The sequence below is a fragment of the Streptomyces sp. NPDC006365 genome (genome assembly GCF_042870755.1).
Taxonomy (GTDB): Bacteria; Actinomycetota; Actinomycetes; order Streptomycetales; family Streptomycetaceae; genus Streptomyces; species Streptomyces xiangluensis.
On sequence record NZ_JBIAHS010000002.1, the window covers coordinates 420,568 to 435,118 of the forward strand.

At 70.0% G+C, this 14,551-nt stretch carries 11 protein-coding genes; 1 reads left to right on the forward strand and 10 read right to left on the reverse strand.

What is annotated here, in order from left to right; all coding sequences use genetic code 11:
• Nucleotides 1-8: 8 nt before the first annotated feature.
• From ACFYO0_RS07030 to era, 6 genes are all read right to left on the reverse strand, one after another.
• A complete protein-coding gene (locus tag ACFYO0_RS07030; RefSeq protein WP_388671841.1) occupies nt 9-4,457 on the reverse strand; it encodes an HAD-IC family P-type ATPase in 4,449 nt (1,482 codons plus the stop codon).
• Nucleotides 4,458-4,630: 173 nt separating this feature from the next.
• Complete coding sequence (locus ACFYO0_RS07035; RefSeq protein WP_388671844.1) at nt 4,631-4,990, reverse strand: MmcQ/YjbR family DNA-binding protein; 360 nt, start codon at nt 4,988-4,990, stop codon at nt 4,631-4,633.
• On the reverse strand, nt 4,987-6,291 hold the full coding sequence (locus ACFYO0_RS07040) for a hemolysin family protein (protein WP_388671847.1): 1,305 nt from the start codon (nt 6,289-6,291) through the stop codon (nt 4,987-4,989). Before ACFYO0_RS07040 ends, ACFYO0_RS07035 begins: the two co-directional genes overlap by 4 nt.
• The gene (ybeY, locus tag ACFYO0_RS07045) at nt 6,288-6,785 is read right to left on the reverse strand and encodes an rRNA maturation RNase YbeY (RefSeq protein WP_388671850.1); all 498 of its coding nucleotides are present in this window, start codon (nt 6,783-6,785) and stop codon (nt 6,288-6,290) included. Before ybeY ends, ACFYO0_RS07040 begins: the two co-directional genes overlap by 4 nt.
• Nucleotides 6,786-6,798: 13 nt before the next feature.
• Nucleotides 6,799-8,937: a PhoH family protein gene (locus ACFYO0_RS07050; RefSeq protein WP_388671853.1), complete on the reverse strand. Its 2,139-nt coding sequence runs from the start codon at nt 8,935-8,937 to the stop codon at nt 6,799-6,801.
• A gap of 183 nt (nt 8,938-9,120) precedes the next feature.
• Nucleotides 9,121-10,089: a GTPase Era gene (gene era / locus ACFYO0_RS07055; RefSeq protein ID WP_388671856.1), complete on the reverse strand. Its 969-nt coding sequence runs from the start codon at nt 10,087-10,089 to the stop codon at nt 9,121-9,123.
• A 116-nt stretch (nt 10,090-10,205) separates the two neighbouring features.
• Here era and ACFYO0_RS07060 point away from each other — a divergent pair, with 116 nt between their 5' ends.
• The gene (locus ACFYO0_RS07060; protein WP_386353348.1) at nt 10,206-10,544 is read left to right on the forward strand and encodes a P-II family nitrogen regulator; all 339 of its coding nucleotides are present in this window, start codon (nt 10,206-10,208) and stop codon (nt 10,542-10,544) included.
• A gap of 131 nt (nt 10,545-10,675) precedes the next feature.
• On the opposite strand, the gene ACFYO0_RS07065 is transcribed toward ACFYO0_RS07060, so the two are convergent.
• From ACFYO0_RS07065 to ACFYO0_RS07080, 4 genes are all read right to left on the reverse strand, one after another.
• Nucleotides 10,676-11,152, reverse strand: a complete 477-nt coding sequence (locus tag ACFYO0_RS07065) for a hypothetical protein (RefSeq protein ID WP_388671859.1) — start codon at nt 11,150-11,152, stop codon at nt 10,676-10,678.
• Nucleotides 11,153-11,381: 229 nt separating this feature from the next.
• Nucleotides 11,382-12,737, reverse strand: a complete 1,356-nt coding sequence (locus ACFYO0_RS07070) for a GH1 family beta-glucosidase (protein WP_388671862.1) — start codon at nt 12,735-12,737, stop codon at nt 11,382-11,384.
• A 166-nt stretch (nt 12,738-12,903) separates the two neighbouring features.
• Nucleotides 12,904-13,170, reverse strand: coding sequence for a protealysin inhibitor emfourin (locus tag ACFYO0_RS07075; RefSeq protein WP_388671865.1), 267 nt, complete (start codon nt 13,168-13,170; stop codon nt 12,904-12,906).
• A gap of 64 nt (nt 13,171-13,234) precedes the next feature.
• Nucleotides 13,235-14,302: a M4 family metallopeptidase gene (locus ACFYO0_RS07080; RefSeq protein WP_388671868.1), complete on the reverse strand. Its 1,068-nt coding sequence runs from the start codon at nt 14,300-14,302 to the stop codon at nt 13,235-13,237.
• Between the last annotated feature and the right edge of the window lie 249 nt (nt 14,303-14,551).

Below are 14,551 nucleotides of genomic sequence, written 5' to 3' on the forward strand. Positions count from 1 at the left end.
CGACCACATCAACCACGGTGTCCCTGGCCTTGGACGACAGCGGGGACAACCCTTGTCACCCTTGCCCATGTACTCCACGCCTCGCCGGACGGCCCGTGCTGGAGGACCGCCTTTTCGATCCGCGGCAAGGCCCGTTGCCCCAGCACTGCGAGTGCCATCGCCACGACGACGCCGCCCCAGGCGACCGGGCCCAGTGGCGTGCAGCCGAAGAAATGGCTGGCGCCGGGCGTCTGGATCAGGGCCACGAGGGCGGCAGCCGAGCCGAGGGACGTGATACGGACCAGAGGACTGTCGCGGCGGTCGGTGAGGGTCTGGGCGAGCTGGGTGCCGACCACGCTGCACAGGGCCATGGTCGTGGAGCGGCGCGCCGTACCCGGGGTGAAGCGCCCGATGAGCCACGCCGTGGTCGCGCCCAGGCACGTGGTCAGGGCGCGGTGGCGGATCTGGCGGATCAGTGGCGCGCCGAGAAGCGACGTACCGAGAGGCTCGGTGCCCGGATCGGCGCCGGTCTCCCCCTCCCCCGGTGCCGTGCCGTCGTCCTCCGCTCCAGCGGCCTTCTTCCGCGGGGTCACCGCCACCGCCATCGCCGGGAACAGGTCCGTGAACAGGTTCACCAGCAGCATCTGGCGGGTGGAGAGAGGAGCGGAGCCCGAGAGGACGGAGCCGAGGATGCCGAAACCGACCTCCCCCGCGTTGCCGCCGATCAGGATGGCGATGGCGTCGGCGACGCTGTGCCACAGGGCACGGCCTTCGGTGACGGCCTCGACGAGGACCGTCAGGTCGTCGTCGGTGAGGACGATGTCGGCCGCGTTGCGTGCGGCAGCCGAGCCACGGGCGCTGATGCCCACGCCGATGTCGGCGGCGCGGATGGCCGCGGCGTCGTTGGCGCCGTCGCCGACCATCCCGACCACCCGGCCCGCGTCCCGCAACGCCTCGATGACCTGGAGCTTCTGCTCCGGCGCGACGCGGGCCACCACGCTCGCGTCGCGCAGCATCCGGGCCCGTGCCGATCGGTCCGCCGCCGCCAGCTCGTCGCCCGTGACCACGGTCGTGTCGTCCGGCCAACCCAGGTCGGCGGCGATCGCCCGAGCGGTCTGCGGGTGGTCGCCGGTCAGCATGACCGGTCGTACGCCCGCGTCGCGCAGACCGTGGACGAGGGCCGTGGACGTGTCACGCGGTACGTCCGCCAGCGCGAGCAGGCCGGTGAACTCCAGCTCGCTGAGGGGCTCTTCGAGTACGTCCGTCGCCGCCTCGCCCTCCTCCAGTGGGCGCCCGGCCACCGCCAGCACACGCAGTCCGTCGCGGGCCAGCGACTGGGCCGCGTCGGACGCGTGGTCCGGGAGGTCGCGGCACGCGGGCAGGACGGTCTCCGGGGCGCCCTTGACCACGAGCACCGGTGTGCCGTCCGCGGTCCGGCCGACGGAGGCGGCGTAGCCGCGGGCGGCCTCGAACGGGCGGCCCTCGGTCTGTGTCCAGTCCGGGTCCGGACCGGCCGCGTCCAGGATCGCCTCGTCGGTGGCGTGCGCCGGCCGGGCGGAGTCGCCGTTCAGACGGGGGCAGGCACGCGCCGCGTCGCGCAGCGTACGCCCGGACTCCGCCTCGCCCAGGTTGTGGACCGTGCCGTCGGCGTCGGTCACCCGCACCAGCCGTAGCCGGTTCTCGGTGAGGGTGCCCGTCTTGTCGAAGCAGATCGTGTCCATGCGGCCCAGCGCCTCCAGCGTGCGCGGGGTGCGGACGAGGACGCCGCGGCGGCTCAGCCGCCGGGCGGCGGCCAGCTGCGCCACCGTGGCCACCAACGGCAGGCCTTCGGGTACGGCGGCCACGGCCACCGCCACACCGCCGCTCACCGCCTGGCGGATCGGCGTGCCGCGCAACAGCGACAGACCCGTCACCGCGGCACCGCCAGCCAGCGTCAACGGCAGCGCCTTGCGGGTGAGTTCCTGGAGCCTGGCCTGCACGCCGCCGGCCGGCGGCGTCCGGGCGGCGAGGGAGACGGCCCGGGCGGCCTCGGTGCGATCGCCGGTGTCCACCACGACGGCCTGGGCCTGTCCGGCCACCACGGTCGTGCCCTCGAACACCATGCAGCAGCGGTCGGGCACAGGAGCTCGCGGGGTCGCGTCCGTCCGCTTGTCCGCCGGCAGGGACTCGCCGGTCAGCGCGGACTCGTCCACCTCCAGGCCGTCCTCCCACAGGAGGCGGGCGTCGGCGGGCACGACATCGTCCGACTGGAGCTCGATCACGTCGCCGGGGGCGAGTCTGGCGGCGTCGACGATGTGCGCTTCGGCGGGCGTGACGTGCGCTTCGGCGGACGGGCCGCCCGCCGCCTGGTCCGTCACACGCGCCTTCTGTTTCTGACCCGCCAGCAGCCCGGACAGCGCCTGCTCGGCTCGCAGCCGCTGTATGCCTCCGACCAGCGCGTTCAGGTCGAGCGCGCCCACGACCAGCAGGGCGTCCACGACGGAGCCGAGGATGGCCGAGGCGGCCGAGCCGACCGCCAGGACCGGGGTGAGCGGATCGTCCAGTTCGCCGCGCACGGCCCGGGCCAGCCGCAGCGACCACCGCGCCGGGGCCAGAACGGGATTGCGGCCGGCGGATTCGGCCGCCTTGCGTACCCGGATGGCCGTCTGCTGGACGGCACTCTCGTCGGGGTGCGGCTCGCTCTCCAGCCGGGAGAGGACGTCCGCCGGTTCCAGCGCATGCCAGGCCACCCGCGGACGTGGGTGCGGGGCCCTTGTCGCCGCAACGCCCAGGGCAGCTCGCGCCCCGGACAGCAGGGCCACCGCCGCGGCGGCGTCGACCGGTGCGTGCCGCACGCCGGGCAACAACGGCGAGCGGCGTCGTCCCCGCCCGGGCTCGCCGACGGCCACCAGCAGGCCCGACAGCGCGGCGCCGGACCGGGCCAGGGTCTGCGACCTGTGGCCGGTCACGCGCGCGGCCCGCACGGCGGTCAGCAGCCGCCAGACGTCGGCCAGGCCGTGCAGGGCCACGACGTCCGCGCCCCATACGACCGCGGCCTCCTGGTCCGCGAGGGCGACGGCCATGTCACCGCTGAGCAGCCCGGACAGTACGTCGCTGTCGTCGGCCGACCGCAGCCGGGCGACCGTGACGACGGTTCCGTCCCCGTCGCGCAGTCCGTTCACCACCTCGCTCAACGGGCGGTCATCGGGGACGACCTGGTCGGCCAGGCTCGTGAACTCGCTCAGCGCGGGATCCGCGGGATCGTCCACCACCACGACACGCAGCCCGGCGCGCCGAGCAGCGTCCAGTACGGTCTCGACCCACGGATCCGGCCCCGCGCCCGGAGTGCGCAGCGCGCTCGGATGCAGGACGACCGTGTCGGCCATCTCCAGCTGCCGCAGCCGCTCCGTGTCGCGCACCAGCACGCCCGTGCGGGACAGCGCGCCGCTCAGCACGGCGTGGAAGGCGGCGGGCCCGTACCGCGCGGCCTTGGGCGAGCCCGCGAGGACCGCTTCCGCCGCCTCCTTGCCGTCGTGCTTGACCAGCAGCGTCGCCGCCGCGCCCAGCACGCTGCCGGTGGAGGCGTGGGCGGCGTACTCCTGGGCCGGGGAGGTACGCAGCGGTGGGCGTGGGATGTGGTCGGCCGCCGCGCTGATCCGGTCCGGTGCGCACACCTGGTCGTGGACCGTGTCGAAGGCGGCCAGGCGCGCCACCGTCTCCGCCAGCTGGCAGGCGCGCAGGGCCCCGTCGAGCAGCAGGGAGGTCGGCGTCTGGCCCGCGCCGTGGGCGGCCGCGTTCGCCGCGGCCAGCACCATGTCCATGCGGGAGCGGCCGAGCCGGGCGCGCAGCAGACCACGGAATCGCGGGTTCTCGCGCAGCAGCGTCACCACCGCGGTCACCAGCCGGGGTGAGGGCGGCAGACGCAGGGCGTTCGCGATCAGCGCGGCTCCGGTGCCCACGGCGTCGATGGCGACCGCCGCCGCGGCGGCACGTACTCCGGACGGGTCGCCCGGATGCGTGAACTCCTCCACCGACTCGTCCGACGGCACGAGTCCGTGCCGGTCAGCGAGATCCGTCGCCTTCTCCACCACCCGGTCGGTGAGCGCCTCCTCGGTGGCGACCACCACCAGCCGCGCAAGTCCGCCGTCCCAGTACGCGAACGCCACGTCCGGCCGTTCCGCCAGCGCGGCGGCCACCCGTCGTGCCCTGTGCTCCGTCCCGTCTTCCCCCCGCACCCGTTCCGCCGCGGACGGCCGCAGCGCGAGGTGCGCCCGCGTCCCCGACCGCCAGTGGGGCGTGCCGCCGGGCAGCGCGTTGCGGGCGACACGCGCGACCCGCACCGCGGAGTCCGCGCTCCGCACGCCGGCCCGCGCCGTCCCCGCCACCACTGCGGCGACCGCGCCCACCGCGGGTGCGGCACTCCGCGCGAGCAGCCGGGGCCCCGCCCACACGAGACCGCCCGCCGAACGAGGCGTCGTCAACAACAGTCCCAGATCCATCGCGCGCCCTCAGCAGGCACCGGTGGCCGTCGAGCTGCCGCGCCCTATGGCCGCCTCGCTCCGGCCGGAGGAATCATGGACGGACTTCTGGGACATGGCTTCCCACCTCTCGTGACAGCGCCTTTCACACCGTCCGAGTGCCCGCAAAACGGCAGGTCATCCGGGCGAGATGTTCAGGGGCGGTCCAGCCGGAGCCGCTCGGCGCGGGGAAGACCGGCCACCACCAGGTCGTACGAGTCCTCGATCAGCTCCCGTACGAGCCGGTCCGGAAGCTCCCCGTCCACCGTGACCGTGTTCCAGTGCCGCTTGTTCATGTGATAGCCCGGCACGATCAGCCCCGGATACTCGCCCCGAAGCCGAATCGCGTCCTCCGGATCGCACTTGAGGTTCACCGTGAGCGGGACGCCGTCCAGCTGAGTCAGCGCGAAGAGCTTGCCCAGAACCTTGAAGACGGACGTCTCCGGATTGAACGGGAAGTCCTCCACCACCGCGTTGAAGGACAGGCAGAAGGCGCGCAGTTCCTCAGGTGTCACTCCGGCTTCTCCTCCTCCGGCGGCTCCGCCGGGCCCATCGGCTCCACCAGCACGGTCACGATCTTGTTCCGGCGGCCCGCCGCGGCCTCCGCGGTGAGCCGCAGCTCGCGCTCGTCCGGCAGCGCCACCACGGACGAAGCGCCCGCGATCGGTACCCGCCCCAGCGCCTTGGCGAGCAGCCCGCCCACCGTCTCGACGTCCTCGTCGTCGTACGCCTCGAAGCCGTACAGCTCACCGAGGTCGCCGATGTCCAGGCGGGCCGTCACGCGGTAGCGGTCGTCGCCGAGGCTCTCGACCGGCGGCAGTTCACGGTCGTACTCGTCCGTGATCTCACCGACGATCTCCTCCAGGATGTCCTCGATGGTGACGATGCCGGCCGTGCCGCCGTACTCGTCGATGACGACCGCGACGTGATTGCGGTGCTGCTGCATCTCGCGCAGCAGATCGCCCGCGTTCTTCGTGTCGGGCACGAAGGCCGCCGGCCGCATCGCCGTCGAGACGAGTTCGCTCTCCGCGTCCCGGCTGATGTGCGTCTTACGGGCCAGGTCCTTCAGATACACGATTCCCACGATGTCGTCCTCGCTGTCCCCGGTGACGGGGATTCGCGAGAAACCCGACCGCAGGGCCAGCGTCAGCGCCTGCCGGATCGTCTTGTAGCGCTCGATGACCACCAGGTCCGTACGCGGCACCATCACCTCGCGTACGAGCGTGTCACCCAGCTCGAAGACGGAGTGCACCATCCGGCGCTCATCGTCCTCGATGAGGGACTCCGCCTCGGCGAGGTCCACCATCGCGCGCAGCTCGGCCTCGGAGGCGAAGGGGCCGCGGCGGAACCCCTTGCCGGGGGTCAGTGCGTTGCCGATGAGGATCAGCAGGGGCGGGATCGGGCCCATGACACGCGCCAGGGGCAGCAGGACGTACGCAGCTGCCGTCGCCGTGTTCAGCGGATGCTGACGGCCGATCGTGCGCGGGGAGACACCGACCGCCACGTACGAGACGAGGACCATTACGCCGATGGCTATCGTCAGGGCCTCCCAGGTCTCGTCGAACTCCGTCAGGCAGGCGTACGTGACGAGCACGGCGGAGGCCATCTCGCAGGCGACGCGCACGAGCAGCGCGACGTTCAGATAGCGGGTCGGGTCCGCGGCGACCTGGGCCAGCTTGGCGCTGCCGCGGCGACCGGAGCGTACGGCCTCTTCCGCGCGGAAGCTGGAGACGCGCGCCAGGCCGGCCTCCGCAGAGGCGGCGAGCCAGGCGACGACGACCAGCGCGATCGCGCCGAGAACGATCTGGGGGTTCATGACACGGTCGGGGCCGGGGAGGGGCCGGTCAGGCCCTTCTCCGCACGCCAGCCGTCCACGATGGCTGCCTGCAGGCCGAACATCTCGGCCTTCTCGTTCGGCTGCTCATGGTCGTAACCGAGCAGATGCAGCACTCCGTGAACCGTGAGGAGCTGAAGCTCCTCGTCCATGGAGTGCTGCGTCGCCGCCTCCTTGCCCTGCCGCTCGGCGACCTCGGGGCAGAGCACGATGTCACCGAGCAGCCCCTGCGGCGGCTCGTCGTCGTCCTTCGACGGCGGACGCAACTCGTCCATCGGGAAGGACATCACGTCCGTCGGTCCCGGCAGCTCCATCCACTGGATATGGAGTTGCTCCATGGCGTCGGCGTCCACGACGATCACCGAGAGCTCGGAGAGCGGGTGGATACGCATCCGCGTGAGCGCGTAGCGGGCGATGTCGAGGATCGCCTGCTCGTCGACCTCGGTTCCGGACTCGTTGTTGACGTCGATCGACATGATCGGGCTTGGTCTACTTCCGTTTGTCACGGCCCTTGTGGGAGCCGTTCTGTGTGCCGTTCTCGCTGTCGTACTTCTCGTACGCGTCGACGATACGGCCGACCAGCTTGTGCCGTACGACATCGTGGGACGTGAGCCGCGAGAAGTGCACGTCCTGGACACCGTCCAGGATCTCCTGGACCTGACGCAGCCCGGACTTCGTGCCGTCGGGGAGGTCGACCTGCGTGACGTCACCAGTGACCACGATCTTCGAGTCGAAGCCGAGCCGGGTGAGGAACATCTTCATCTGCTCGGCGCTCGTGTTCTGAGCCTCGTCCAGGATGATGAAGGCGTCATTCAGGGTGTTGTGCGTGAGCAGGTAGTCCTGGGTGACATACAGCGAGTCCTCGGCCGCCACCTGGATGCAGACGGTCTCCTCGCGGCCTGCGGGCTCGATGCTGTCGATGAAGCGCATCGGGCGTCCACCGCCTCCGGCCGCGTGGTACTTGTCGCGCTTGCGGGCGAGGCGGAAGGGTTCGAGGCCCTCCGGGAGGCGGATGTCGATGATGTGGGCGTCGCGGTGGAAGGGGACGTCACGGCCGTTCACTCGGCCCGGCTTGCGCCCTGCTGCTGCCCTGCGCCGCGCGTATGCGACACCGCCTAGCGACTGCACGAGCGAAATTACGTCGTCTCGGAGGATGATCGACGTGGTCGTGTACTGGATCCGGCAGGTGCGGTCCTTCTGCGTGACTGGGCCTCCGTCGGTGTCGAGTAGCCCTTGTAGGACCGCAAGACGGACATCGGCTGAGTTGTAGAGGTAGTCGTCTGGGATGAACTTCGAGTACGACTTGCTTCCAAACAGTTCCAACTTGCGCAGCGCCTGCTTGAGCGGATGCGTCAGGATGCTGCCCTCGCCGTCGCTCGGCATCGGGAGACGGTTGACGAGGTAGTTGTAGCCGCCTCGCGACCGCACCTTGACACCCGGAAGCGCTGCCTCCAGGGCGGGGACCAGCTCCGGGTCCGCTGTGGCGAACGAGGGCGTGCCGCCCTTCGAGATGCACCCGTCGCCCAGCAAAAGACCCAGCGCGTACGGATCGATGGGAACCTCCCGCTCCGGGAAGCAGACCGGCGCGGTGAGTAGCGGCAGCTCGTAGCGACGAGCCTGCGCTGCCCGCAGGTTGCCGATCATGTCCTGCGTCTCCAGGACCCGCCACGGCTTGTTACGGCGCTTGTCGTCGCGAGTCCTGACCGTCCACAGGTGCTCGCCGCAGCACAGAGTCCAGGAACCGTCCTGGGCGGTGACACGGTAGATGTCCCTCTCGCCCTGCGGGTACACACCCAGGACCGGCGTCGGCTCGCCGTTCGAGCCGATGACCAGGTCACCGACCTGAAGGTCACCGATGGGACGCCAGCCGTCCGGTGTGAGGACGTTCGTGAAGAGCGGTTGGCTACGCCCACGCATATATGCCAGCGGCGCCACCTCTATCGTCCCCGCCGCCATCAACCGCGGAATCGAGTCCGGGTCGAGCATGTCGTGCAGGGCGTCGTACAGCGGACGCAGATACGGGTCGATCTTCTCGTACAGCGTTCCGGGCAGGAACCCCAGCCGCTCGCCCGCCTCTACCGCCGGGCGGGTCAGGATGATGCGGTTGACCTGCTTCGACTGGAGGGCCTGGACCGCCTTGGCCATGGCGAGGTAGGTCTTGCCGGTGCCCGCCGGGCCGATGCCGAAAACAACCGTGTGTTTGTCGATGGCGTCGACGTACCGCTTCTGGTTGAGGGTCTTGGGGCGGATCGTGCGGCCGCGCGAGGACAGGATGTTCTGGGTGAGCACCTCGGCCGGTGTCTCCTCGGGGCCGTTCCCGTCTTCACTCGCCCTCAGCATGGCGATCGAGCGTTCCACCGCGTCCTCCGTCATCGGCTGTCCGGTGCGGAGCACCAGCATCATCTCGTCGAAAACGCGCTGGACGAGGGCCACTTCGCGGGCGTCGCCGACCGCGCTGATCTCGTTGCCCCGGACGTGGATGTCGGCCGCCGGGAAGGCCTTCTCGATCACGCGCAGGAGGGCGTCTCCTGAGCCCAGCACGGTAACCATGGGGTGCTTGGGCGGGACGGTGAACTGCGCTTTCGCTTGTCCTTGGACGGGGCTGTGCGCCGTGGGTGTGTCAGTCATGGGCCGGCTCGTAGGCCTTGCTCGTCCTCCTCGACAGGGTCCGCAGCCAGTTGACTGCCTTTGCACTGCCCAGGGTACGTCGGAGCACTGACAACGCCGTAGGCGTTTTCGGGGGCCGTTACCGGAGGGGTATGGGACGGGGATCGAGGGAGTCCGGTGCAGCGGCCGAGCAGGGCCCCGCCCTCAGAATCCCAGCTTCCGCAGCTGCCGAGGATCCCGCTGCCAGTCCTTCGCGACCTTCACGTGGAGGTCGAGGAAGACCGGTGTGCCCAGAAGCGCCTCGATCTGCTTGCGGGACTTGATGCCGACTTCCTTCAGGCGCTTGCCCTTCGGGCCGATGATGATGCCCTTCTGGCTGGGGCGCTCGATGTAGACGAAGGCGTGGATGTCGAGGAGGGGGCGGTCGGCGGGGCGGTCCTCGCGGGGGAGCATCTCCTCGACCACGACCGCGATGGAGTGGGGCAGTTCGTCGCGTACGCCCTCCAGGGCGGCCTCGCGGATCAGTTCGGCCACCATGACCTGTTCGGGCTCGTCCGTGAGGTCGCCCTCGGGGTAGAGGGCGGGGCCTTCCGGCAGGAGCGGGACGAGGAGGTTGGCCAGCAGGTCGACCTGCTGGTCGGCGACCGCCGACACCGGGACGATCTCCGCCCACTCGAAGCCGAGCTCCTTGCCGAGCTGGTCGATGGCGATGAGCTGCTCGGCGAGAGCCTTCCCTTCCACCAGGTCGGTCTTCGTCACGATCGCGATCTTCGGCGTCTTCTTGATGGACGCCAGTTCCTTGGCGATGAAACGGTCGCCGGGCCCCAGTTTCTCGTTCGCCGGCAGACAGAAGCCGATCACGTCGACCTCGGCCCAGGTGGTCCGTACGACGTCGTTGAGCCGCTCGCCGAGCAGCGTGCGCGGCTTGTGCAGACCGGGGGTGTCCACCAGGATCAGCTGTGCGTCCGGCCGGTGCACGATGCCCCGTACCGTGTGCCGCGTGGTCTGCGGCTGGTTCGCGGTGATCGCCACCTTCTGGCCGACCAGAGCGTTCGTGAGGGTGGACTTGCCCGCGTTCGGGCGGCCCACGAAGCAGGCGAAGCCGGCGCGATGGATGGCCCCCGAGGATTCCGGCGGCTCGGAGGACTGGGTACGAACGCTCATGGCGCCCATTGTCCCTGATCATCGGAGTCCCGCGGCACGTGCTCACGTTCGCATGCCCGGACCTTCACGTCCGGACCCTCGCGGGCCTTACGGTGCACGCCGCGACCACTTACGATCACGGGTTCATGAAGCTCATCACCGCGATCATCAAGCCGTACCGCCTCGACGAGGTCAAGAACGCGCTCCAGGAAATGGGCGTCCACGGGCTGACCGTCACGGAGGCCAGCGGCTACGGGCGTCAGCGCGGGCACACCGAGGTGTACCGCGGGGCCGAGTACCAGGTCGACCTCGTCCCCAAGATCCGTATCGAGGTCGTCGTCGACGACGCGAACGCGGACGCCGTCACCGACGCGATCGTCAAGGCGGCGCGGACGGGGAAGATCGGTGACGGCAAGGTGTGGGCGCTGCCGGTGGAGACGGTGGTGCGGGTACGGACGGGGGAGCGCGGCCCGGACGCGCTCTGAAGCGTCGCGTCGGCATCCCGTCGTCGGCCGGGTCGCCCGATGACTGGTGCCGGCTGATCGGTGCCGTCTGCGCGCGGACGGCACCGATCACCACGTACGGAGTTGTACGGAGCTTGCTGTGGGGCTTGGGCTTACTCGAACACGAACGGGCCCGGCGACTGCGGTCCCTGGGCGGTGCACGTGATGTTGATCCCGATGACCGTCAGGTTCAGGGAGCCGCCGAAAGCGTCAAGGCTGTCCCCGGGGGCGACCGTGCCGGTCAGGGGCCCGACGGTGACACCCTCACCAGCGGCTATCGCCGGGTTCTCGGTGCCGGTGAACGCGGTGGTGCCGCCGCTCGCCTTCGCCATGGTGAGCGAGGCCTGGATGGAGTCCTCGCCGAGGGCGATCGGCGAGGTGATGTCGGTGGAGCTGACGGTGATGGTGGCGGAGGTGCCGTCCTGGGTGGCGGTGAGGGTGGCCTCGCCGCCGCCGAGGAGGCTGCAGTCCGCGTTGATGGTCGCCGACTGCGGGACCACCGCGGCGGCGCTGGGGGCCAGGACGAAGCCCGTCATGGCGAGGGTGCCGGCCGCGACGGCCGCTCCGATTCCGATCCGCTTGCGTCTCATGAATTCCCTTTCCTTGGTGGGGAGTTGCCATGTGGGAACGGTTGACGGACCGCCCACGGGTGGGGCGCGAAATGCTGCGCGGGTGTCAGATCTGACGGTCCGTCGGAAAGAGTCGAGGTCTATTGAGGCCTGAGTGGCGCGTGTTGGCAAGAGAAGCGGAAGTGATTCTTCTGATGGTTGGAGGAAGTGGCCGAAGGCGGTTGATGGTTGCCCGAAAACGGGCTCCGTCTCAGGGTTGTTTGCGCAGTACGTCCCGCAGCCACCCGTACGACGCCTTCGGTGTCCGCTCCAGCGTGTCGTAGTCGACGTGGACCAGTCCGAACCGGCGTGCGTAGCCCTCCGCCCACTCGAAGTTGTCCAGCAGCGACCACACGAAGTACCCGCGTACGTCGACGCCCGCCTCCAGCGCCCGGTGCAGCGCCCGGAGATGGCCGTCCAGGAACGCGATCCGCTCCTGGTCGTCGATCCCTTCGTACGAGCAGCCGTTCTCGGTGATGACGATCGGCGGGAGGCGGTCGCCGTAGCGGTCACGGAAGCTCGTCAGCAGCTCCGTCAGCCCCTCCGGGATCACGGGCCAGCCGAAATCGGTGACCGGATACCCCTCGATCTCCCTTACCGAGAAGGGGAGTTCGGCCGGAAGGGTGAAGCCGCCGAACTCGATGTCGGCGCCCTGAGGTGCGCCCACCCTTGTCGGGGCGTAGTAGTTGATCCCGTACCAGTCCAGCGGCTCGGCGATCACCTTCAGGTCGGCGTCGATGATCTCAGGGCCTCCGGGCATCAACTCGGCCAGCCCTTCCGGGTATTGGCCCAGGAGCAGCGGGTCCGCGAAGAGCCGGTTCAGCAGTACGTCGTAGAAACCGGCTGCCTCCACATCGGCCGCCTCGTCGGACGCGGGCCAAGTCGGTCCGTGGGAGTTGGCGATCCCGATGTCCGTGACTCCGGCCGCGCGCAGGGCTCGTACGGCCAGACCGTGGGCCAACAGCTGGTGGTGAGCGGTGGGGAGCGCGTCGAACATCAGCTTCTTGCCGGGTGCGTGGGTGCCGAGGGCGTGGCCGAACAGGGTGTGCTCGGCGGGCTCGTTGAGGGTGATCCACTTGCTGATGCGGTCACCGAGGCGTTCGGCGACGACGGCCGCGTACTCGGCGAAACGCTCGGCGGTCTCGCGTCGCAGCCAGCCGCCCTCCGTTTCCACGGAAAGCGGCAGGTCCCAGTGGAAGAGGGTCGGAACGGGGCGTACGCCCGCTGCCGCCAGCTCGTCCACCAGGCGGTCGTAGAAGTCGAGGCCGCCGGGGGACTGGACGCGTGGCCAGGAGATGGAGAAGCGGTACGCTCCCACGCCCAGGTCGCGCAGGAGGGCCACGTCCTCGGGGTAGCGGCGGTAGTGGTCGCAGGCCACCGCGGCCGTCGAGCCGTCCTTCACCCGGCCCGGTTCGGCGGTGAAGGCGTCCCAGACGGAGGGCTCGCGTTGGTCTGCGGCGCCCTCGATCTGGTGTGCAGAGGTCGAGACGCCCCAGAGGAAGCCGGTCGGGAACTGAGGTATTGGGTTCGTTCCGCCGCGCGCATCAGTCGCCATGCACCGGATCATCCTTACCGGCGGTAACAGATGTCAACGGCCTGACGTGAACTGGCCGTTCGGCTTCGGGTGGCGCCTCAGGGGAGGGTGGGTGTGTGCATGGGCGACTGCGGGTGCGTTGTGGCTGGTCGCGCAGGTCCCCGCGCCACTGAGGGGCGCTCCCGTGTGCCCCTGCTTTCTATGCGCCCTCCTTCAGCACCCTTGAAATCAGCTTCCGTTGCTCCTCCGTCAGTCGGGGATCCGAGCAGTACACCGTCTTTCCGTCGACGGTGAGCTGGTAGCTGAAGCCGTCCGGGACGCCGATCGGGGGTGTCTGGCGGGCGGCGGCGACGGCCTGCTTGGCCAAGTCGTGCCACTCCTGGGCATCGGCCCGTCCCGCCGTCTCCACCGAGGCGTGACGGTCGATACCCGCGAATCCACCCGTGCGCTTCACCTGGATACGCATGGTTCCTGTCTAGTACGAAAGTGCTCGCCGGGCCACTCCTGGGCCGCGGCCCCACGCCCCGCGCTCAGGCCGTGGGCACCCCGACCCGCTCCCACGCCTTCGTGACGGCCTGGAGTTCCTCGCCCTCGCCGTACGCGCTGCGGGCCTGCGCGATGGTCAGGGTCGCGAAGTCGGAGAAGTTCGCCTTCGAGTCGAGGTCGCCGCCGGTCAGCACGTCGTACCAGATCTGTCCCGCACGCTCCCAGGCGTTGCCGCCGAGGGTGGTCGCGGCGAGATAGAAGGCGTGGTTGGGGATGCCGGAGTTGATGTGGACGCCGCCGTTGTCGCGGCCCGTCTGCACGTAGTCGTCCATCGTCGCGGGCTGCGGGTCCTTGCCGAGGACATCGTCGTCGTATGCCGTGCCCGGCTCCTTCATGGAGCGCAGCGCCTTGCCGGTGACGCGCGGCGCGAGCAGGCCCGCGCCGATCAGCCAGTCGGCCTCGGCGGCGGTCTGGCCGAGGGTGTACTGCTTGATCAGCGAGCCGAAGACGTCCGACATCGATTCGTTCAGGGCGCCTGGCTGGCCGAAGTATGTGAGGTTCGCGGTGTACTGCGTGACGCCGTGGGCGAGTTCATGGCCGATGACGTCGACGGGGATCGTGAAGTCGAGGAAGATCTCGCCGTCACCGTCGCCGAAGACCATCTGCTCGCCGTTCCAGAAGGCGTTGTTGTACTCCTCGCCGAAGTGCACGGTTGCGCTCAGCGGCAGGCCCTCGCCGTTGATCGAGTTCCGCTCGTACGCCTTCAGGAACAGTTCGAAGGTCGCGCCCAGGCCGGCGTACGCGCGGTTGACCGTGGCGTCCTTGCCGGGTTTGTCGCCCTCGCCGCGGACCTTTTTGCCGGGGAGGTCCTGCTTGTGTTTGGCGTCGTAGATGGTGCGGTTCGGCTGGTCGGCGGGGGCCTTGGGCGCGGCGACGGCCGGTGCGCCGAGGACCGTGGTCAGGCGGCGGTGGGTGCGCTCCAGGGCGTCGCGCTCCAGAGTGCGGCGTGCGGGGCCCGCGAGGGCGGGGTCCTCGGACTGGGCCAGGGTGTCCAGGACGTGGGGCGGCACGATGGTGCAGAAGGTGGGCTCGAAGCCGGGGTTCGCGGTCATGACCGCACCTTCGCACTGGGTTATTTGTCTGTCACCAGGCGCAACCATGATTGGTGAAATGTGGGGATTGGGGCGCCGTGGGGGTTACCTGCTGTGTTATGGCTGCGGGTCCGTCGTGGCTTGTCGCTCCCCACTCTCGGCTTCAGTCCGAGCAGGGGCCCCATCGCGGCGCAGCCGCGTATGTCGCAGCCCCGCGCCCCTGAAGGGGCCGCTTCAGTAGCCTCTTGTGACCTTGTGCACCTTTTGTAT